Origin of the sequence: Bradyrhizobium sp. 26S5 (genome assembly GCF_036923295.1) — a bacterium.
GTDB classification, from domain to species: domain Bacteria; phylum Pseudomonadota; class Alphaproteobacteria; order Rhizobiales; family Xanthobacteraceae; genus Bradyrhizobium; species Bradyrhizobium septentrionale.
On the sequence record NZ_CP145948.1, the window covers coordinates 7,120,570 to 7,139,033 of the forward strand.

An 18,464-nucleotide genomic window follows, 5' to 3' on the forward strand; every position below is an offset into this window, starting at 1 on the left:
AAGAATCGTCCTGGGAGAAACTCCATGCGTTCCGCCACCGCCTTCCGCGCCCTCACGCTCGCCGTCATCGGCGCCCTCGCCTTCACGTCAGCCGCCTCCGCCGCCGAAGTCCACGTCATGATCTCGGGCGGGCTGACCGCGGCCTACAAGGCGCTGGTGCCGGAGTTCGAGCGCAAGACCGGGCACAAGGTGGTGACCGCGTTTGGGCCGTCGATGGGCACCACGACCAACGCCATTCCGGTGCGGCTGGAGCGCGGCGAGCCGGCCGACGTGCTGATCATGGTCGGCTATGCGCTCGGCGACCTCGTCAAGCAGGGCAAGGTCACAGCCGACAGCCGCGTCGACCTCGTGAAATCGCCGATCGGGATCGCAGTCAAGGCAGGCGCACTGAGGCCGGACATCAGCTCGGCCGACACCGTCAAGCAGGCGCTGCTGGCGGCGAAGTCGGTCGCCTATTCCGACAGCGCCAGCGGCGTCTATGTCTCGACCGAGATGTTCGCAAAGCTCGGCATCGCCGATCAGATGAAGGACAAGGCGCGGATGATCCCGGCGACCCCGGTCGGCGAGATCGTGGCCAAGGGCGAAGCCGAGATCGGCCTGCAGCAGATCTCGGAGCTGAAGCCGGTCGCCGGCATCGACATCGTCGGCCCCCTGCCGGAGCCGCTGCAGAAGATCACGGTGTTCTCCGCCGGCATCGCGTCGGTCTCAAAGGAGCCCGGCGCCGGCAAGGCGCTGATCAGCTTCCTCGCCTCGCCGGACGCGCGCGACGCGCTGGTCAAGAGCGGGCTGGATCCGATTCCGGCGAGCGCGACGCATTAGCAAGAAGGCATCGCCCACTCTCTTCCCGTCATCCTGAGGAGCGCGCAGAGCGTCTCGAAGGATGCACGGCCCGGCCGGTGGCCGATTCATCCTTCGAGGCTCGCTTCGCTCGCACCTCAGGATGACGGAGATAGGTAGAGGACTTGTCCCCCTACCGCAAATGATGCGCGCCGTAGGCGAGCAGCAGGACCACAACCAGCGCCAGCAGCAGCGTGGTCGACTTCCAGAACAGCACCGGGTTGCGCTCGATCAGCGGGGTCGATGACGTCGTCAGATATTTAGCGTTGGGATTGCGCAGGTCGAACAGGAACTCGGAAAAACTCTCGTAGCGCTTGAGCGGATTGGCGTGCACGGCGCGCTCCAGCGCGCCATCGACCCAGTTCGGGACGTCGCGGCCGCCATGCCCGGCCGGACGATAGACCAGCCTGTTGAAGTCTGATCGGGTGCGGGCGCGGGCGATCTGCGCGCCATAGGGCAAGCGTCCGGTCAGCATCTGATAGGTGACGACGCCGAGCGAGAACAGGTCGGAGCGCGCCGTGCCGGCCTCGCCCAGAAAATACTCCGGCGCGGTGTATTGCTGGGTGCCCAAAATATCCTCGCCGCCCGATGGCGCCGCGTCGGCGACACCCGCGATCCGCGTCGAGCCGAAATCGATGATCTTCACCGTGCCGGTCCGGTCGATCATGATGTTGTCGGGCCGGATGTCCTGGTGCAGCATCTCCTTGCGGTGGAACGCGCGCAGGCCTTTTGCAATTTGCTCGGTGATGTCGCGCACCGTCTCCAGCGCGGGCGACGGATTATCGATCATCCACTGCGTCAGCGTCTGGCCGTCGATATATTCCATCGTCACATAGAGGAAATTGCGCCTGCGTTGCGGCAGAAACGGCTTCAGCACATGCGGGCTGTCGATCCGCTTGGCGACCCACTCCTCCATCACGAAGCGCTTCAGATAGGCACCATCGTCACGCAAGTCGATCGAGGGGATCTTGATCGTGACCGTGGTGCCAGAGTCCTCGTCGACCGCGAGATAGATGTGGCTGCGGTGCGATGCATGCAGCTCGCGCACCACGCGGTAGCCGTCGAACAGCATCCTTGCATCGAGCAGCGGCGGCAGCGGCAGCTCGGTCGGCTGGCCGAACACCTCGCTGGCATCGCCGTCGGGCAAGGCATCGATCCGGATGATCTGCGCGGTGAGATTGTCCGGGCTGCCGTTCTCATAGGCCTGCTCGACGATCGATTTCGCTGTAGCATCGAGATCGCCAGCGCCGTCCAGAATCGTCTTCGCAAGCTGGCGCGGGGCGACGTGCTCGTAGATGCCGTCGGTCACCAGCAGAAAAGTGTCGCCGCGCTCCAGCGGGAGATGCTGGTAGTCGATCTCGAGCTGCGGGTTTACGCCCAGCGCACGGCCGAGATAGCTCTGCTGCGAGGAGATCACGACGCGATGGTCGTTGGTCAATTGCTCGAGACTGGTGCCGGCGACGCGGTAAATCCTGCTGTCGCCGACATGAAACAGATGCGCCGTGGTCGACCGGATCACCATGGCGCTCAGCGTGCAGACGTAACCCTTGTCCTTGTCGTAGGGATTCTGGCTGCGTCTGGTCTGGGCGTGCAGCCAGGAATTGGTCGCCTCCAGCACCCGCTGTGCCGAGCTCTTCACCGACCAGGATTCCGAGGTGCAGTAATAGTCGGTCAGGAAGCTCTTGACCGCGGATTCGGCGGCGACGCGGCTGACGCTGCTCGAGGAGATGCCGTCGGCGAGCACCACGGCGATGCCCTTCAGGCCGAGCAGCGGCTCGTCCGGGATCAGCACGCCGTGAAAATCCTGATTGGTGTCCTTGCGGCCCTTATCAGAGAATTGCCCGACCGATATTTTCAGCGCACGCGGCATCGACCGTCCCAATGCGAATGGGGCCCTCCATGACAGAGAGCCCCATCAGCCGGCCTGGATCAAGCCGCGAGGCGCTGGCGCTTCGGCGCCGTCTTGATATGCGTCGTGTAGAGCGTGAGCCCGGTGAATGCGAGGCCGCCGACCAGATTGCCGACCACGGTCGGGATCTCGTTCCAGATCAGGTAATCCATGATCGTGAAGTGACCGCCGAGCATGAGGCCGGACGGGAACAGGAACATGTTCACGATCGAATGCTCGAAGGTCATGTAGAAGAACAACATGATCGGCATCCACATCGCGATCACCTTGCCGCTGACCGTGGTCGAGATCATCGCGCCGACCACGCCGGCCGAGACCATCCAGTTGCAGAGCATGCCGCGGATGAACAGCGTCAGCATGCCGGCCGCGCCATGCGCCGCGTAACCGACGGTGCGGCTCTCGCCGATGGTGCCGATCACCTGGCCGACCTTGTCGGGCGGCGAGGAGAAGCCGAACGTGAAGACGATCGCCATCATCACCGCCACCGTGAAAGCGCCGGCAAAATTGCCGATGAACACGAGCCCCCAGTTGCGCAGAACGCCACCGAGCGTGACGCCGGGCCGCTTGTCGATCAGCGCGAGCGGCGACAGCACGAACACGCCGGTCAGCAGGTCAAAGCCGAACAGATAGAGCATGCAGAAGCCGACCGGAAACAGCGCGGCGCCGACGATCGTCACGCCGGTGTTGACGTTGATGGTGACCGCAAACGCTGCCGCCAGCGCGAGGATCGCGCCGGCCATGTAGGCGCGGATCACCGTGTCGCGGGTCGACATGAAGATCTTGGATTCGCCGGCGTCGACCATCTTGGTGACGAATTCGGACGGTGCGAGATAGGCCATTCGTAAAGTCCCCTTGCGCAATTCGGCCGCGCCGGATGCAATTGCCGGAAGCGACGCGGGTTGATTGAAATGCTCGTCCGGCCGGGGAGATGGGGTCTAACGATTGCTCGAGACGCCCGGACCGGGCGCCTTGATCCCCTCGCCTTGGCCTTCACTGGCTTCGGCAATCCGGAGGACGGCAGTCGTCATTGACTGATGCAATCAAAAGCAATGCATGTGCCAACCGCAGGCGTCGGCCGCAGTTTAAAATTCGTGTTAATACAATGACTTACCATGCCACCCGAGAGGCAGGCGGGCGCGATGGCGCCGAATTATGCAGCTTGCACAGATGTCACCCACGGCAGCGCGCCTGTCCGTCTCCGTCATCCTGAGGAGCGCGCTCTTGCGCGCGTCTCGAAGGATGGACGGCCCGGCTGGTGGCCGTCGATCCTTCGAGGCTCGCAAGAGCTCGCACCTCAGGATGACGGGGATAGGGTCGATATGCGCCGCTACTTCACCTCGGTCCGAACCGGCGAGTCCTTCAGCCCGTTATTGTCATAGGCCTTGCGCAGCGTGCCGTTGGCGATTGCCTCCGTCATGAACTTGGTGGCGAACGCCGCGGCGAGCGGATGGTTGAGCGGCACCGCGACCGCGGTGACGGTCTGCTTGAAGGTTTCGTCCAGCACGCACGTGCCCGGAATCTTCTTCGCCATCGCGATCAGCTGATCGCGCGATAGCGCGAAGGCGTCGACGTCACCATTCTCCAGGAGATGGAAGATCTCGTCATAGGTCTGATAACCCGTGACCCTGGCGTGCTTGAGATGCGCGATCGCACCACGCATGGTCGTGGTGTTGTTGACGGCGGCGACCTTGACGCCGTCCTGGTCGAGCGTTGCGAAATTCGTGATCTTGGAACCCGGCCTGACGATATAGGTGGCGTCGGCGACCTCGTAGATCGGCCCGAACGTCATCTTGGTTTCGCGATCGGGATCCTTGGGCAGGAAGGTGACGTCCCAGCTGTTGTTCGACGCCGCGTCGGTGATCTGGCCGGAATTCTGATGCACGACGTATTCGACTGATACCCCGAGCTGTGCCGCCATCTCCTTGCCGAGATCGACGGGAACGCCGGCATAGCCGTTCTCGGTCTTGGTCGACCAGAACGCGCCGCCGGCCGGGCTGATCGCAATCGCGACCCGGAGCTTTCCGCTCGGCGCGATCTGATCCTTCAAGGCGTCGGCATTGGCAGATGTGGCCATCATCATCGCTCCCAGAACGAGGCCAGCCAGACGCTGCAATCGAGACGACATCGGTGCCCTCCACGCCGAATCTTGCTTGTCCGGCAGGCGCGCAACAAACCGCACGGCATGGCCCGGCGCAAGCGCCGGTCCCGCAGGGGAGCTATCCGTATCGGCCTATCTGACCCGGATGGTGATTTTCTCGGAAACGACGGGCGGGCTGAATGGATAGTGCTTGGCGTCGCCCAGCACCAGCTGCAAGGTATGCTTGCCCCGCGGCAGGTCGAGCTGCGTCTCGGTCTGTCCTGCACCGAAGTGCAGATGAGACTTGTCCGACGGGATCGGCTCATTCGGATTCAACGGCTCGTTCACGTCGATCAGAAGATGGTGGTGGCCGCTGTTCGGATAGTCGTCGCCGGCATGGGTGACGCCCATATTGCGCAGCCCGAAGCGACACCAGAATGGGCTCTTCACCGTCACCCCGTTGTGCGGCCAGAGGAAATACAGCTTGGTGTCCTTCCCTGCCGGCTTGTTCTGCGCATTGGCCGGAGCCGCGAACAACGTCAGTGCTGCAGCGAGCATGATCAAGCCTGTACTTTTCATATCCCCTCCATGAAACCCCGCGATTGCAGACGATCGCTCAGGGAGACAGCGCGACCCGGAAACCGTGGGTCGGGTAACGGACATTGGCGTCGTAATTGTCGCGATTGGCCGGACGCACATAGCGGGCGTCGTTCTTCCAGGAGCCGGAGCGAAGGACATGGGAGGCGCAGTCGCCGCCGGACCAGACCGCACCGTCGGCCGACGCGCCCTGGTAGTTCCTGTGCCAGCAATCCTCCACCCATTGATCGACCCCGCCGCCCATGTCGTAGAGACCGAACGGATTCGGCTTGAAGCTGCCGACCTTGACCGGTTGTTCGGTCGCAGCACTACCGCCGCAATCCTTGCAACCTGCGTTGCCCGATTGCATCTGGTCGCCCCACCAGTATTTCGACTGCGTTCCACCACGCGCCGCATACTCCCATTCGGCCTCGCTCGGCAGCCGATAGGCCTTTTTGGTGCGCTCGGCGAGCCACGCCACATATTGCTTCGCGTCATTCCAGCTCACATTGGTAACCGGAACGTCGTCCTTGCCGGTGACCGTGAAGCCGCAAGCCTTGGCCTCCGCGCAGGCATTCCATTCGCGCACGGTGACCGGATATTTTCCCATGGCGAACGGCTTGACCGTCACCTTGCGGACCGGCCGCTCCGAAGGGTCGTCATTGCTTCCCATCGAGAAGCTGCCGCCCTGCAGCGAGACCATTTCGGGCTCCGGCACCGACACGGCGGGACTGGCGGACGGTGCAGCCTGAGGCAACGCCTGCTGTGTTGGCGCTGCGCTTGGGATCTGACTTGGGCTCTGACTTGGGCTCTGGCTTGGGAGCGGACTTGCAGATTGAGTTGGAGCCGGGCTCGGTGCCGGCTGCTGAACGGTCGGCGAAGCCGGCGATACCGGCGGCGCCTGCGCCACCTCAGCCTGCTTGCCGCGCGGTTGCGCGAGCATGTACCAGAGCACACCGCCGGCGATGATTGCGACCGCCAATCCGAGCAGCGTGAGCAGGATGGACTCACGGCGCCGGCGCGTCCTTTGGTACGCGGCGGCGTCCGGCAACACGCGATAAACCCGGACCGGATCGGTGATGTTCTTGACCTTGCGGTCGCCGAGCGATTCGTATCCGCAGACCATCTTGTGCTTGATCTGCTCGTAGATGCCACCGGAGATGAAGACGTCACCCGGCGCCGCAATCCCTTCCAGACGCGAGGCGACGTTGACGCCGTCGCCATAGATATCGTCGGGTTCGATGATGACGTCGCCGAGGTTGACGCCGATCCGGTACTCGATCCAGTGATCTCTCGCGATCGCCGCGTTGCGGCCGATCATGTTCTGCTGGATCACGATGCTGCAACGGACGGCCTCGACCGGGCTGTCGAATATCGCGATAAAGCCATCGCCGGTGGTCTTAACCAGCTTGCCGTGGTGCTCGGCAATGGTCGGCTCGACGAGATCGCGCTCGATCCGCTTGACGCGGGTATGCGTGCCCTCTTCGTCAAGTTGCATCAACCGGCTGTAGCCGGCGATATCGCCGGCAACGATCGCTGCGAGGCGCCGCGGCATCGAATTGCCGGGAGTCTCGCCGGGAGGCTGAGACCGGCCTGACTTGAAGTCGCGAATTTCTCCCATGGGGCTCCGGCTGCTCCAAAAAATTTGTGCTCGAGGCGCAACCGGCGCCTTCGTCCCCGAGGCTCGGTTAAACCTACCACACCTTCGGATTGGAACAAAGTTTCGCGAAGCGTGACCAAGCTCACGGATTGCCGCCCGCGCATGAGCCGCGCACCCGCCGGGCGAGCGGGCGGGTACTATCTCAACGGCAAACCGGGTGGCAAGACACTATTGCGTCAGCCCGCCTGGGCGGCCGGCGCCCGGATCTCGCGCGGCAGGATGATCGCGGCCGCAATCGCCAGCAGGCAGAGTGCCGCGAAGGCGCGCAGCATCATGGCGAAGCCGCCCTGGTCGTACAGCCAGGCCACCAGGCCGACCGAGGCGCCGGCCGCGGTGAAGCCGACGAAATAGCGCACCGCATAGGCGCGCGAGCGCCATTCCTCGGTGGTGTACTTGCCGACCATGGCATCGTTCACCGTCACCTGGCCGAACGCACCCATCACGATGCCGATCGAGACCACGATCAGCGGCAGGTTGGACAGGTTCGCGGCGAGATAAAGGAACGGCGCCAGCATGAACGACAGCGGCAGCGCCACCGTCTTCAGCGAATGCCTGTCGAGCAGCTTGCCGATCGTGTACTGCGTCATCGCGCCGAACACATAGACCCCGGCCGCGATCACGCCGAGCAGCGCCGGGCTCCCGGTCAAGTCGGCGAGCCGTTCGGCGAACAGTTTTGGCAGCGCCACCGTCACCGCGTTGAAGGTGGTCGAGATCGCAATCACCACGATCAGAGCGACAGCACCACGCGCCACATGTCCTGCTTGGCGACGCGCGCCTGGGCTGCGGCCTGTTTGGAGCCCTTGCGGTCCTCATGCACCACCGTCATCGCAAAGGCGATGCCGATCAGCACGGTGACGGTGCCGGGCACGATGAACGCCCAGCGCCAGCCGAGATACTGGCCGATCACGCCGGTGACCAGCGCCGACGAGGCGACGCCGAGATTGCCCCAGACGCCATTGATTCCCATCTCGGCGCCGAGCTTCTCGGCATAGGACACGATCATCGCGGTGCCGACCGGATGGTAGATCGAGGCGAAGATGCCGATCGCCAGCAACGCCGCGCCGAGCTGCAGCGGGCTCGAGACGAAGCCGACCGAGATCATCGACAGGCCGATGCCGACGAAGAAGATCAGCATCATGTGGCGGCGGCTCCAGCGGTCGCCGAGCCAGCCCGTGATCAGCGAGCCGGCACCGAAGGCGATGAAGCCCGGCGTCGCATAGGGCAGCAGTTCCGAATAGGCCATGCCGAGCGCCGGGCCCATGATGATGACGGCGGCGGCGAAGATCAGCATCGCGTAGTGATCGATGAAATGGGCGGCGTTGACGAAGGTGATCACCCGGCTCGGACTGTTGCTTGGGCTATTCATGGGCACGTCTCTCACGCGATTCTTCAATTGCTCGAAAAATAGGTTATAGGTGCTTGTCCTGACGGGATGTCGCCAATGACTATCGCTGAACCGCCAATCAGAGCGCTCCACAAGGACCGGCGCATCACCGGCGATGGCGTGCATCTGGTCGCGCGCAACTATCCCAAGGGCGTCCGGCTCGACCCGCACATGCACCGCGAGGCCCAGCTGGTCTATGCCGCCTCGGGCACCATGCAGGTGACCACGCCGAAGGGCCGCTGGCTGGTGCCGCCGGACCGCGCGGTGTGGGTCCCTGCCCTGCTGCCGCATGCGATCGATGTGCTCGCCGACATCGAGATGCGCACGCTGTATTTCGACCAGGCCTGGCTCGCACGCGAGGAGCGCAGCGACAGCCTCGACCACGAATTCGTGGTGCGGGTCTCGCCCCTTGTGCACCAGGCGATCCTTGCGCTGTTCGACACATCATGCGGACGCGAGCGCACCGACCTCTTGATCCGCCTCGTGATGCTGGAGCTGCACCAGGCCGAGGATTCCGCGACCTTCATCCCGCTGCCGCAGGAGCCGCGCTGCCGCCGCGCCGCCGATATCGTGCTCGCCGATCCGACGGGGGATCACGAGATCGACGCGTTGGCGCGCATGGTCGGCACCTCGGCGCGGACGCTATCGCGGTTGTTCTCGGTGGAGACGCAGCTCTCCTTCAAGAGCTGGTGCCAGCGCGCCCGCATCGCGGCCGCGATCGAGCGGCTGTCGACCAACGCGAATGTTTCGGTCAAGCAGGTCGCCGCCGACCTCGGCTATGCCAGCGTGCCGGCATTCTCCCACGCGTTCCGCCAGGTCACCGGCAAGACACCGACCGCGTTCGCGGAGAAAACGTGCGAGAAAACGTGAACGGGATTCGTCATCGGGAGTAGTCATGACGAATTATACCGCTGTCGGGCTGCGACATATTTCCGTACGATCCCTGCGCTTGATTGCAGTCCTCCCGACCTTAAATCCCGTGTAAGGTCCGGCTTCACTGGATGCGACCCGCTGGATACGACCTGCTCATGGCCAACGCCTTTTTCTCCGACCTGCTCTCCACGATCTCCGAACGCGGCCGCGTGCTGCTCGGCCGCGCCAGCCCGGCCGACGACAAGCAGGATCCGTCCGAGCTGCTGGAATTGTGCGAGGCGCTATTGTCCGGCCGCGGCGAAGCCTCCGGTACCGCGATGGCGCGCGAAGTGCTCGACCGCTACCACCATCTCGATACCCCCGGGCAGCTGTCGTTCTTCCAGACGCTGGCGCGCGACTTCGGGCCCGATCACGCCAGGCTGGCGCAGGCGATCGAAAGCTGGCGCGCCAAGGTGAACGACAAGGCCAATGGCGACGACGCCAGCGACTTGCATTTCGCCTCCGAACCGCGCCGCCAGGAATTGATCCGCCGGCTCAATCGCGCGCCGGGCGGCACCGGCGAGCTGGTGTCGATGCGATCCGATCTGCTTTCATTGATGAAGGGCAACAAGGACCTCGCCGCGCTCGATCGCGACGTGGTGCATCTGCTCTCATCCTGGTTCAACAGGGGATTTCTGGTGCTGCGCAGGATAGACTGGTCATCGCCGGCCAATATTCTGGAGAAGATCATCCGCTATGAGGCCGTGCACGAGATCCGCGACTGGGACGATCTGCGCCGCCGCATCGATCCGGTGGATCGCCGCTGCTACGCGTTCTTCCACCCGGCGCTGACCGATGAGCCGCTGATCTTCGTCGAGGTCGCGCTGACCGAAACCATCCCGGGCGCGATCGCGCCGCTGCTCGCCGAAGAGCGCGAGCCGGTGGCGGTCGAGCGGGCCCGCACCGCGGTGTTCTATTCGATCTCCAACACCCAGCGCGGACTTGGCGGCATCTCCTTCGGCAGCTTCCTGATCAAGCAGGTGGTCGAGGAGCTGCGCCGCGAATTGCCGAAACTCGACACCTTCGTGACGCTGTCGCCGGTGCCGGGCTTCATGCAGTGGGTCAAGCAGGCCGACGACGTGCCGCTCACCGATGAGGACCGCCAGCTCTTGGAAAGCCTCGGCAAGCCCGGCTGGTCCGAGAACCCCGAGTTCGCCGCGCAGCTGCGTACCGTGCTGGAGCCGCTCGCCGCCTACTACTTCCTGAAGGCGCGCACGCCGAAGGGACGGCTGATCGATTCGGTCGCGCGCTTCCATCTCGGCAACGGCGCACGGCTGGAGCGGATCAACTGGCTCGGCGACCTCTCGCCCAAGGGCCTGCGCGAATCCGCCGGCGTCATGGTCAACTACCTCTACCGCCTCGACGACATCGAGAAGAACCACGAGGCCTACGCCAACAATGGCGAGGTGATCGCCTCGAGCGCGGTGAAGAAGCTGTTGAAGGGCGAAGGCCGGCGGCTGCTGGACATGCGGTTGGGGTAATGAGACCCAGCTCCATCCGCGTCATGGCAACGACGACAGAGAGCGCATTCCAACACCGTCATCCTGAGGTGCGAGCGGAGCGAGCCTCGAAGGATGCACGGCCCGGCCGGTGGCCGTCGATCCTTCGAGACGCCGCTTCGCGGCTCCTCCAGCGACAAAGGCGAAGCCGCCTTTGCGCGGGGATGACGGGGCCGTGAACATCGACAGCAATGACGGCACGTAGTCGAGGCCCTCGCCGCCTAAAACCTCGCCCGCGCCATCAGCCGCACCGTGCGGCCCTGTCCCGGCGAGATGTTGTTGTTGCCGTCGGCGGAGGCCCAATAGCCCTTGTCGAAAATGTTCTCGACATTGAGCTGGGCGCTCCAGGTCTCGTCGATCTTGGCATAGACCGCCGCGTCGAAGCGGACGAAGCTCGGCAGCCGCACGGTGTCGTCGGACGAGGCGAAGGAATCGCCGAAATAGATCACGCCGAGCGCGGCCGCCCACATCGGCGTGAACTGATATTTGTTCCACCAGGCGAACTGATTATACGGCACGAGCTGGACGCGGTTGCCGGGCACGACGGTCGCCGACGTCGCGCCGGTGATCTTCGCATCGGTATAGGCATAGGCCAGCGACGACTGCCACTGCTCGGTGACGTAACCGGTCAGGCTCGCCTCGACGCCGCGGGTCAGCGTGCTGCCGGAGGGGAAGAAGAAGCCGGGATTGTTGCCGTCGGCGATCGGCTGGTTGGTGCGGTTCAGATTGTAGACCGCGGTCGAGAACAGCAGCTTCGGATTGATGTTCCATTTCATGCCGAGCTCGACATTCTCGAAGCGCTGCGGCTGCAGGATCAGCGTGCCGTCGGTCAGCGCGCTGAACTGGTCGCCCGAGGCCGGCAGATAGGAGATGCTGTAGGCGGTGTAGACCGACATCTGCTCGATCGGCTTGATGATCAGGGCGCCCTGCGGCGACACCAGATTGTCGACGCGGCCGCGGTTGATGTTGGTGTTCATGTCGGTGGCCGACATGTCGAAGCGGTCGAACCGCGCGCCGGCGATGATCTGCACGGCGCGCGAGATCTCGATGGTGTCCCTGACATAGCCGGACTGGATGTTCAGCGCGTAGCGGCTGTTCGAGTCGGGCGTGGTGACGCCGTCGGTGTTGGTGCCGGTGAAATGGTGGATGAAGGTCACCGGGCCGAAATAGGTCGGCGCGAACGGGTTCTGCACGATGGTGTTGGTGCCGTTCGGAAACACGCCGGTGTTGCGGATGTCGACGCCGGTCTGGCGGCCGAATTCGGTGCCGAAGCCCACGGTGTGGAACAGCGGTCCGGTCCAGGTCTTGTAGGTGAAATCGGTCTGGTTGAAGACGTTGTCGCGGTTGGTGGTGTGCTGATAGGCGCCGAGATTGACCGCGGTGTCGGCCGGATTGACCGCTCCGGCGAGCGCACCGCCCGTCGGATAGACGTTCTGGTAGAACTTCTGATAGTCGGCGGCGATGGTGCCGTTGCGCACCGTCAGCCCGTTCTCGAAATCGTGCTCCATGATTGCCATGCCGGTCTGCACCGTCGCCTGCGCGGTGTTCAGCGCTGGACTGCCGAAGAAGGTCGAGAAATCGCCGTTCGGCGCAAACGGCGTGGTCGGATTGAAGCGGGTCGCGCCGCCCGGCAGTCCCTGCGAGGGATTGCCGCGATCGGCGGTACGCTCGTCGTGGAAATACTCGTAGCTCAGCTTGATCTTGGTGTTGTCGTCGGGCTTCAGCGTCACGGTCGGATTGATGCCGTAGCGTTCCAGATGATTGAAATCGCGGAACGCGTCGGCGCCCTCGTAGAACACGTTGAGCCGCGCCGCCACGTTCTCGTTGATCGCCTGCCCGGCATCGAGGGTGACGCGGCGATCGCCCCATGAGCCGGTCTGCGCGGTTGCCTCGTAGACGCGGTTGCCGTCGGCCTCCTTGAGCGTGCGGTTGAGCAGGCCGCCGCCGGCGCCGCGGCCGAAGGTCAGCGCGCTCGGCCCCTTCAGCACCTCGATGCTCTGGGCGTTGTACATGTCGCGGAAATACTGGACGTCGTCGCGGAAGCCGTTGACGAAGAAATTGGCGCTGGAATCGACGCCGCGGATCACCAGCTCGTCGCGATTGCCCTCGCCCTGATGCACGGCGACGCTGGGGACGTAGCGGGTGACGTCGGTGAGGCCCTGGTAGTTCTGGTCGCGGATCTGCTCCCGCGTGATGACGTTGAGCGATTGCGGGATGTTGACGATCGCGGTGTTGGTCCTGGTCGCAACGGAGGTGCTGTTGGCGAAATAGCCTGACGTGCCGGTGCGCGCGTCCTGCGATTCCGCAAACGGCTTTGCCGTAGCCGCGGGCTCGATCCGCCGCGCGGTCTGGGTGCGGCGGCCGCGCGTGGCGGCGGTGTTGCGCGCAGTCTTCGGCGCGCTGCGGCGGCGTTGCGCCGCCGACAGGGTGACGGTGACCGGCGGCAACGTCGAGACGCCTTGCGCCGGCGCCGACTGCGCCCGCGCAACTGAGGTTGCGAGCGGTACGCTCAGCGCGAGATAGCTCGCCGTAAGCAGCGAAAGCTTCGCCAGCAACACAGTGCGGCGGTTGGTTTGTGATCTCGATGCCATGACGTCGTCCCCAAGCAATTCTCGAAGCAACTCTCGCCTTGCACGAAGGCGATGCGCCGTCCTCTAGAGACGTGGGGCGCTGTGCGTCCAGACGACGGACTTAAGAAAATTTTTGCGCGAGAACGGAATAAAATCGCGACGAAAGCGCGCAAGTACGCCTCGCGGCGCGCACAGCGTTGGAAAAGTCAAGGATGCAAATGGTTTCTGTCGGCTTCCGGATTTGCGCCGGGAAACGAAGAACGGCGCTTGCGCGCCGCCCTTCTTGTAGGGATTCCAGATTGTATCGGTTCTAAAGCGACGAAGAGCGGCCTCACGCGATCGCGGATCGCGGCCGCAGCCCCGCCGGCAGATGCGCATCGATCCAGCCGGCGATCGCGCGCTCATTGCGATGGTAGAGCAGGCCGGCGGCGATCACGGCAATTCCGATCAGCGACAGCGCGAACGGAAACCACAGCGAGTCCTTGAACACGACGTCGGCCAGATGTCCGAGATAGATGCAGATGCCGAACGCGCCGAACACCGCATAGGCGCGCCGCATCAGGATCACGGCGAGCGCGATCAGGCCGACATTGAGCAGGCAGTAGACCGCCTTGCCCAGTTCGGTCGAGCCTTCGGACGCGGTAATTCCGCCCCAGAACGCCATCAGGCCGAACAGATGCAGCCAGAACGCAAAGTCGCCGTTGCGGCTGCGATAGTCGACGATCCACGCCACCGCGAGCACGGCCAATCCGAACCAGATCGACACGCGGCGCCGCGTCTCGAAGTCGGCATAATCCATGCCGCTGAACCACGGCGCCAGATCCATCGACATGAACCACAGCGCGAACGCGATGATCGCGACGATGAAGGCGAAGCGGAAGTAGCGCAGCGCGACGATGCCGGCCGCAACAGTTGCGATCTCCATGAAGATCCAACTGCCCTTCACCCAGACGTAGAAGTCGTGCACGGTTCCGGGCTTGCCGAACTTGCCCCACCAGCCAAGCTCATCCTGGACGCCATAGACCGCGAGCGGCGCCATCGAGACCGCGATCGCGATCAACAGGCCGCCGGGAACCCGCAGATTCTTGCCGTACCAGAGGTGGTGACCGGCGACAGTGAAAGCGGTGGCGTAGGCGATCGCGCAGGCCGTCAGCGCCCGGCCGCCCATCTGGGTGAACGCCAGGGTCGAGAACAGGCCCATGGCACCGATCACGATCAGCGCGCCGGCGTACCAGAGCACATGCGCGGCATCGAATTTCGCCGCCGGGCTGGCGCCACTGTCTGCGCCCTGCCCGTCGCTGCTCGCCAGGAAGGTGAGCAAGCGTTCCAGATCAGCCGTGCTGATCACCCCGGCATCGGCGGCGTCCCGGAGATTCTTCGCTGAATATGGCATGCGGCTATCCTCACGGCCGGTTCCGCGCCTCACCCGGTGACCCGGAAAGAGGCGTCTCTCCTGCATGAGTATACCGGAACGTGAGCAACGTTCAACATTTTCTTGAGCGCCGCTCACATTATTTTGCAAGCAGACTCAAGGATGCCTGGCCGGCCGGATTGGGCACGGACTACGCGGCCAGCGCCTTCATCTCCTTGTAGAGATCAGACTTGCCCTCAAAACCGATGCCCGGAAGGTCGGGCATCACGATGTGGCCACCCTCGACGCGCACGCCGTCGGCGAAACCGCCATAGGGCTGGAACAGGTCGGGATAGCTCTCATTGCCGCCGAGGCCGAGGCCGGCCGCGATGTTGAGCGACATCTGGTGGCCGCCATGCGGGATGCAGCGGCTCGGCGACCAGCCGTGGGTCTTCAGCACCGCAAGCGTGCGCTGATATTCGCAGAGACCGTAGGACAGCGCGCAGTCGAACTGCAGCCAGTCGCGATCCGGCCGCATGCCGCCGTAGCGGATCAGGTTGCGCGCATCCTGGTGGCTGAACAGGTTCTCGCCGGTCGCCATCGGGCCGGGATAGAACTCGGCCAGTGCTGCCTGCAGCGCGTAGTCGAGCGGATCGCCGGCCTCCTCGTACCAGAACAGCGGATACTCGCGCAGCATCTTGGCGTAGGCGATCGCGGTCTCCAGATCGAAGCGGCCATTGGCGTCGACCGCAAGCTGCGCGTTACTGCCGATCTCCTTCAGCACCGCCTCGATCCGCTCGCGGTCCTCGGCGAGCGGCGCGCCGCCGATCTTCATCTTCACGACGTTGTAGCCGCGGTCGAGATAGCCGCGCATTTCCTTGCGCAGCGCGCCGAGGTCCTTGCCCGGATAGTAGTAGCCGCCGGCGGCATAGACGAAGACGCGCGGATTGGCGGTCACGCCGTGGCGCTCGGCGAGCAGCCGGAACAGCGGCTTGCCGGCAATCTTCGCCACCGCGTCCCACACCGCCATATCGATGGTGCCGACCGCGACCGAGCGCTCGCCATGGCCGCCCGGCTTCTCGTTCGACATCAGCGTCGACCAGACCTTGTCCGGATCGAGATTGCTGCCGTCGGCATCGAGCAGTGATTTCGGATCGGCCTCAAGCAGGCGGGGCGCAAAGCGCTCGCGGATCAGACCGCCCTGCCCGTAGCGGCCGTTGGAATTGAAGCCATAGCCGACCACCCGCTTGCCGTCGCGCATCACATCGGTGACCACGGCGACCAGGCTCGAGGTCATCTTGCTGAAATCGATATAGGCGTTGCGGATCGGCGAGGAGATCGGTTTGGTGACCTCGCGGACGTCGACGATGCGGACGGACATGGTGTTGCCTTCGGAGTTGTTAGGCATGTCATTCCGGGATGGTGCGCAAGCACCAGACCCGGAATCTCGAGATTCCGGGGTCGATGCTTTGCATCGCCCCGGAATGACGGCGGCTACTTCTTGTCCCGGAAATACGGCTCGACCGGCCCGTGCACCTTGATGGTCAGCGGATTGCCGTAACGGTCCTTGGCGTTGCCGGCGGTGACCCGCACCCAGCCTTCGCTGATGCAGTACTCCTCGACATTGGTCTTCTCGGCACCCTTGAAGCGGATGCCGACGTCACGCGACAGGATCGCCTCGTTGTAATAGGGGCTCTTCGGATCGATCGAGAGACGGTCCGGAAATTGCTCGTTGGTGGTATCGTCGTTGTTGTCGCTCATAGCAGCGCCTCGATCTCCCTCTTCAATCCTTCGGGCCGGGCGGTCGGCGCGTGCCGCGCCACGACCTTGCCGGAGCGATCGACCAGGAACTTGGTGAAGTTCCACTTGATCGAGGGTCCGAGCAGGCCCGACTTCTCACGTTTCAGGTGCTCATACAATGGATGCGCACCGGCGCCATTGACGTCGATCTTGGCGAACATCGGAAACGTCACGGAATAGTTGGTCTCGCAGAACGAGGCGATCTGCGCTGCGTCGCCCGGCTCCTGCGCGCCGAACTGGTTGCACGGAAAGCCGAGCACGGCAAAGCCGCGCGGCGACAGGTCGGCGTGCAGCTCCTGCAGGCCCTTGTATTGTGGCGTGAACCCGCAGGCGCTCGCGGTGTTGACGATCAGCAACACCTGCCCCTCGAAGCGCTGCAGCGGCACGTCGTCGCCGGACAGCGACTTGGCGGTGAAATCATAGACGCGTGACATCGTCATTGCCGTTACCCCGCTGGATCGATCGGCGACGACGGCGTGCCGCCCGCCTCGACCGCCTCGCCCGCGGCAAGGCAGAGGTCCTCGCGGTAGCGGCCGGCCACCAGCTGCACGCCGACCGGAATCCGCCCCACGAGGCCGGTGGAGACGACGAGCCCGGGAAGCCCCATGAACGGGATCGCGATCTGCGGCAGCTGCGCGTGCCACACCCGCGCGAACGAGGCCTCGTCCTTGCGGTCGAGATGATCGGGGAACGGCAGCTCACCGGACACCGGCATCAACAGCACCGGATATTTGTCGAAGAAGGCAAACCATTCGCGGGTCAAGGTCGCGCGGCGGGTCAGCGCCTGCGACAGGTCGAACGGATGCACCCTGGCGCGGACGCCGCGCAGGCAGGCCAGCGCACCGGGATCGCCCTCGCGTTCGGCGAATGCGAGCTGGGCCTCGTAACCGTCGCCGAGCCAGAGCCGGGTCTGGATCTCGGCCGCCTCACGCAGGGACGGTGTGTCGGCGATCTCCTCGACGATCCAACCGGCCTTCTGCAGTCGCCTGCCGGCATCGGCCACCGCGGCGACCACTTCCGGCACCGGATTGAGACCATCGGGATTGAGGCACATCGCAACGCGTTTTTCCCGCGGCGGGCCCTCGAGCGGCACCGGCGCGTACCAGGGATCGCGATAGTCAGGCGCCGACATCGCGGCAAGCGAGATGCGCAGATCGTTGACGGTGCGCGCCAGCGGACCCGACACCGCGCTGATCTGCGGGCCGATCGGCCGCTCCGGCAGCGCCGAATTGAAGGCCGGGATACGGCCCATGCTCGGCCGCAGGCCGTGCACGCCGCAGGCATAGGCCGGATAGCGGACCGAGCCAGCGATATCGGTGCCGTGCGCGATATGGCCGATGCCGGCCGCAACCGCCGAGCCCGCGCCGCCCGACGAGCCACCCGGGGTGATGCCGGGATCGCGCGGGTTCTTGGTGTCGCCGTGAATGAGATTGGTGGTGAACCAGCGATAGGAGACCGCGGGACAATTGGTGCGGCCGAGCAGCACCGCGCCGGCCTTGCGCAGATTGGCGACCACCGGGTTGTCGACCTTGGCGATGAGGTCGCGCTGCGCCTTCAGCCCGTTGGTGGTGGCATAGCCTTCCTGGTCGACATTGACCTTGATGGTGATGGGCACGCCGGCGAGCGGACCGACCGCCTCGCCGCGCGCAATTGCCGCATCGATCGAAGCGGCCTGCGCCAGCACGTCGTCCGGCCGGTGATCGACCACCGCGTTGATCTTCGGGTTGACCGCGTCGAGCCGGGCAAGCCCGGCCTCGGCGGCCTCTTTCGCCGATACCTTCTTTGATTTGATGAGGCCGGCGAGTTCAGCCGCCGACAGACGCCAAAGATCCTGCATGTGCAACTCCGTGTGACGCAGGCGTTTTAGCGCCGCACGGAGAACAAGGCCA

Annotated in this window: 14 protein-coding genes and 1 pseudogene; 3 read left to right on the top strand and 12 right to left on the bottom strand. The window is 64.5% G+C overall.

Translation table 11 applies throughout. The annotated features are described in order from the left end of the window. Nucleotides 1-24: 24 nt before the first annotated feature. Entirely contained in the window at nucleotides 25-819 is a 795-nt protein-coding gene (locus V5279_RS33645; protein WP_338691372.1) for a substrate-binding domain-containing protein, read from the top strand. A 151-nt stretch (nucleotides 820-970) separates the two neighbouring features. On the opposite strand, the gene V5279_RS33650 is transcribed toward V5279_RS33645, so the two are convergent. From V5279_RS33650 to V5279_RS33675, 6 genes and pseudogenes are all read right to left on the bottom strand, one after another. Then, complete coding sequence (locus tag V5279_RS33650; RefSeq protein WP_338691373.1) at nucleotides 971-2,707, bottom strand: protein kinase domain-containing protein; 1,737 nt, start codon at nucleotides 2,705-2,707, stop codon at nucleotides 971-973. A 59-nt stretch (nucleotides 2,708-2,766) separates the two neighbouring features. Further along, the gene (locus V5279_RS33655) at nucleotides 2,767-3,585 is read right to left on the bottom strand and encodes a formate/nitrite transporter family protein (protein WP_166214717.1); all 819 of its coding nucleotides are present in this window, start codon (nucleotides 3,583-3,585) and stop codon (nucleotides 2,767-2,769) included. Between the two features lie 488 nt (nucleotides 3,586-4,073). Continuing rightward, complete coding sequence (locus V5279_RS33660) at nucleotides 4,074-4,871, bottom strand: transporter substrate-binding domain-containing protein (protein ID WP_338691374.1); 798 nt, start codon at nucleotides 4,869-4,871, stop codon at nucleotides 4,074-4,076. Nucleotides 4,872-4,976: 105 nt separating this feature from the next. Further along, nucleotides 4,977-5,402 carry a DUF4399 domain-containing protein gene (locus tag V5279_RS33665; RefSeq protein ID WP_338691375.1) on the bottom strand — a complete coding sequence of 142 codons (426 nt, stop codon included), beginning with the start codon at nucleotides 5,400-5,402 and terminating at the stop codon, nucleotides 4,977-4,979. A gap of 37 nt (nucleotides 5,403-5,439) precedes the next feature. After that, nucleotides 5,440-7,020: an SUMF1/EgtB/PvdO family nonheme iron enzyme gene (locus tag V5279_RS33670; RefSeq protein WP_338691376.1), complete on the bottom strand. Its 1,581-nt coding sequence runs from the start codon at nucleotides 7,018-7,020 to the stop codon at nucleotides 5,440-5,442. A 215-nt stretch (nucleotides 7,021-7,235) separates the two neighbouring features. Beyond that, nucleotides 7,236-8,425, bottom strand: a pseudogene (locus V5279_RS33675) (MFS transporter). A 75-nt stretch (nucleotides 8,426-8,500) separates the two neighbouring features. On the opposite strand from V5279_RS33675, the gene V5279_RS33680 reads away from it, so the two are divergent. Beyond that, nucleotides 8,501-9,313, top strand: a complete 813-nt coding sequence (locus V5279_RS33680; RefSeq protein WP_338691377.1) for a helix-turn-helix transcriptional regulator — start codon at nucleotides 8,501-8,503, stop codon at nucleotides 9,311-9,313. A gap of 158 nt (nucleotides 9,314-9,471) precedes the next feature. Next, on the top strand, nucleotides 9,472-10,836 hold the full coding sequence (locus V5279_RS33685; RefSeq protein ID WP_166304172.1) for a malonyl-CoA decarboxylase: 1,365 nt from the start codon (nucleotides 9,472-9,474) through the stop codon (nucleotides 10,834-10,836). Nucleotides 10,837-11,075: 239 nt separating this feature from the next. On the opposite strand, the gene V5279_RS33690 is transcribed toward V5279_RS33685, so the two are convergent. The 6 genes from V5279_RS33690 to V5279_RS33715 all read right to left on the bottom strand — a co-directional run bounded on the left by V5279_RS33690 (nucleotide 11,076) and on the right by V5279_RS33715 (nucleotide 18,412). Then, nucleotides 11,076-13,445, bottom strand: coding sequence for a TonB-dependent siderophore receptor (locus V5279_RS33690; protein ID WP_338691378.1), 2,370 nt, complete (start codon nucleotides 13,443-13,445; stop codon nucleotides 11,076-11,078). Nucleotides 13,446-13,755: 310 nt separating this feature from the next. Next, nucleotides 13,756-14,817: a hypothetical protein gene (locus tag V5279_RS33695; RefSeq protein WP_338691379.1), complete on the bottom strand. Its 1,062-nt coding sequence runs from the start codon at nucleotides 14,815-14,817 to the stop codon at nucleotides 13,756-13,758. Between the two features lie 169 nt (nucleotides 14,818-14,986). Then, nucleotides 14,987-16,156, bottom strand: a complete 1,170-nt coding sequence (locus V5279_RS33700) for a mandelate racemase/muconate lactonizing enzyme family protein (protein ID WP_338701521.1) — start codon at nucleotides 16,154-16,156, stop codon at nucleotides 14,987-14,989. A gap of 113 nt (nucleotides 16,157-16,269) precedes the next feature. Then, nucleotides 16,270-16,536, bottom strand: coding sequence for a DUF3297 family protein (locus V5279_RS33705; RefSeq protein ID WP_338691380.1), 267 nt, complete (start codon nucleotides 16,534-16,536; stop codon nucleotides 16,270-16,272). Beyond that, nucleotides 16,533-17,009, bottom strand: coding sequence for a glutathione peroxidase (locus tag V5279_RS33710; RefSeq protein WP_338701523.1), 477 nt, complete (start codon nucleotides 17,007-17,009; stop codon nucleotides 16,533-16,535). Before V5279_RS33710 ends, V5279_RS33705 begins: the two co-directional genes overlap by 4 nt. 11 nt (nucleotides 17,010-17,020) lie before the next feature. Beyond that, the gene (locus V5279_RS33715; RefSeq protein ID WP_338691381.1) at nucleotides 17,021-18,412 is read right to left on the bottom strand and encodes an amidase family protein; all 1,392 of its coding nucleotides are present in this window, start codon (nucleotides 18,410-18,412) and stop codon (nucleotides 17,021-17,023) included. Nucleotides 18,413-18,464: the final 52 nt, after the last annotated feature.

What these genes read in the sequence shown, in the direction of transcription:
- V5279_RS33645 (WP_338691372.1), top strand. Translation starts at nt 25, where the DNA reads ATGCGTTCCGCCACCGCCTTCCGCGCCCTCACGCTCGCCGTCATCGGC.
- V5279_RS33650 (WP_338691373.1), bottom strand. Translation starts at nt 2,707, where the DNA reads ATGCCGCGTGCGCTGAAAATATCGGTCGGGCAATTCTCTGATAAGGGC.
- V5279_RS33655 (WP_166214717.1), bottom strand. Translation starts at nt 3,585, where the DNA reads ATGGCCTATCTCGCACCGTCCGAATTCGTCACCAAGATGGTCGACGCC.
- V5279_RS33660 (WP_338691374.1), bottom strand. Translation starts at nt 4,871, where the DNA reads ATGTCGTCTCGATTGCAGCGTCTGGCTGGCCTCGTTCTGGGAGCGATG.
- V5279_RS33665 (WP_338691375.1), bottom strand. Translation starts at nt 5,402, where the DNA reads ATGAAAAGTACAGGCTTGATCATGCTCGCTGCAGCACTGACGTTGTTC.
- V5279_RS33670 (WP_338691376.1), bottom strand. Translation starts at nt 7,020, where the DNA reads ATGGGAGAAATTCGCGACTTCAAGTCAGGCCGGTCTCAGCCTCCCGGC.
- V5279_RS33680 (WP_338691377.1), top strand. Translation starts at nt 8,501, where the DNA reads ATGACTATCGCTGAACCGCCAATCAGAGCGCTCCACAAGGACCGGCGC.
- V5279_RS33685 (WP_166304172.1), top strand. Translation starts at nt 9,472, where the DNA reads ATGGCCAACGCCTTTTTCTCCGACCTGCTCTCCACGATCTCCGAACGC.
- V5279_RS33690 (WP_338691378.1), bottom strand. Translation starts at nt 13,445, where the DNA reads ATGGCATCGAGATCACAAACCAACCGCCGCACTGTGTTGCTGGCGAAG.
- V5279_RS33695 (WP_338691379.1), bottom strand. Translation starts at nt 14,817, where the DNA reads ATGCCATATTCAGCGAAGAATCTCCGGGACGCCGCCGATGCCGGGGTG.
- V5279_RS33700 (WP_338701521.1), bottom strand. Translation starts at nt 16,156, where the DNA reads ATGTCCGTCCGCATCGTCGACGTCCGCGAGGTCACCAAACCGATCTCC.
- V5279_RS33705 (WP_338691380.1), bottom strand. Translation starts at nt 16,536, where the DNA reads ATGAGCGACAACAACGACGATACCACCAACGAGCAATTTCCGGACCGT.
- V5279_RS33710 (WP_338701523.1), bottom strand. Translation starts at nt 17,009, where the DNA reads ATGTCACGCGTCTATGATTTCACCGCCAAGTCGCTGTCCGGCGACGAC.
- V5279_RS33715 (WP_338691381.1), bottom strand. Translation starts at nt 18,412, where the DNA reads ATGCAGGATCTTTGGCGTCTGTCGGCGGCTGAACTCGCCGGCCTCATC.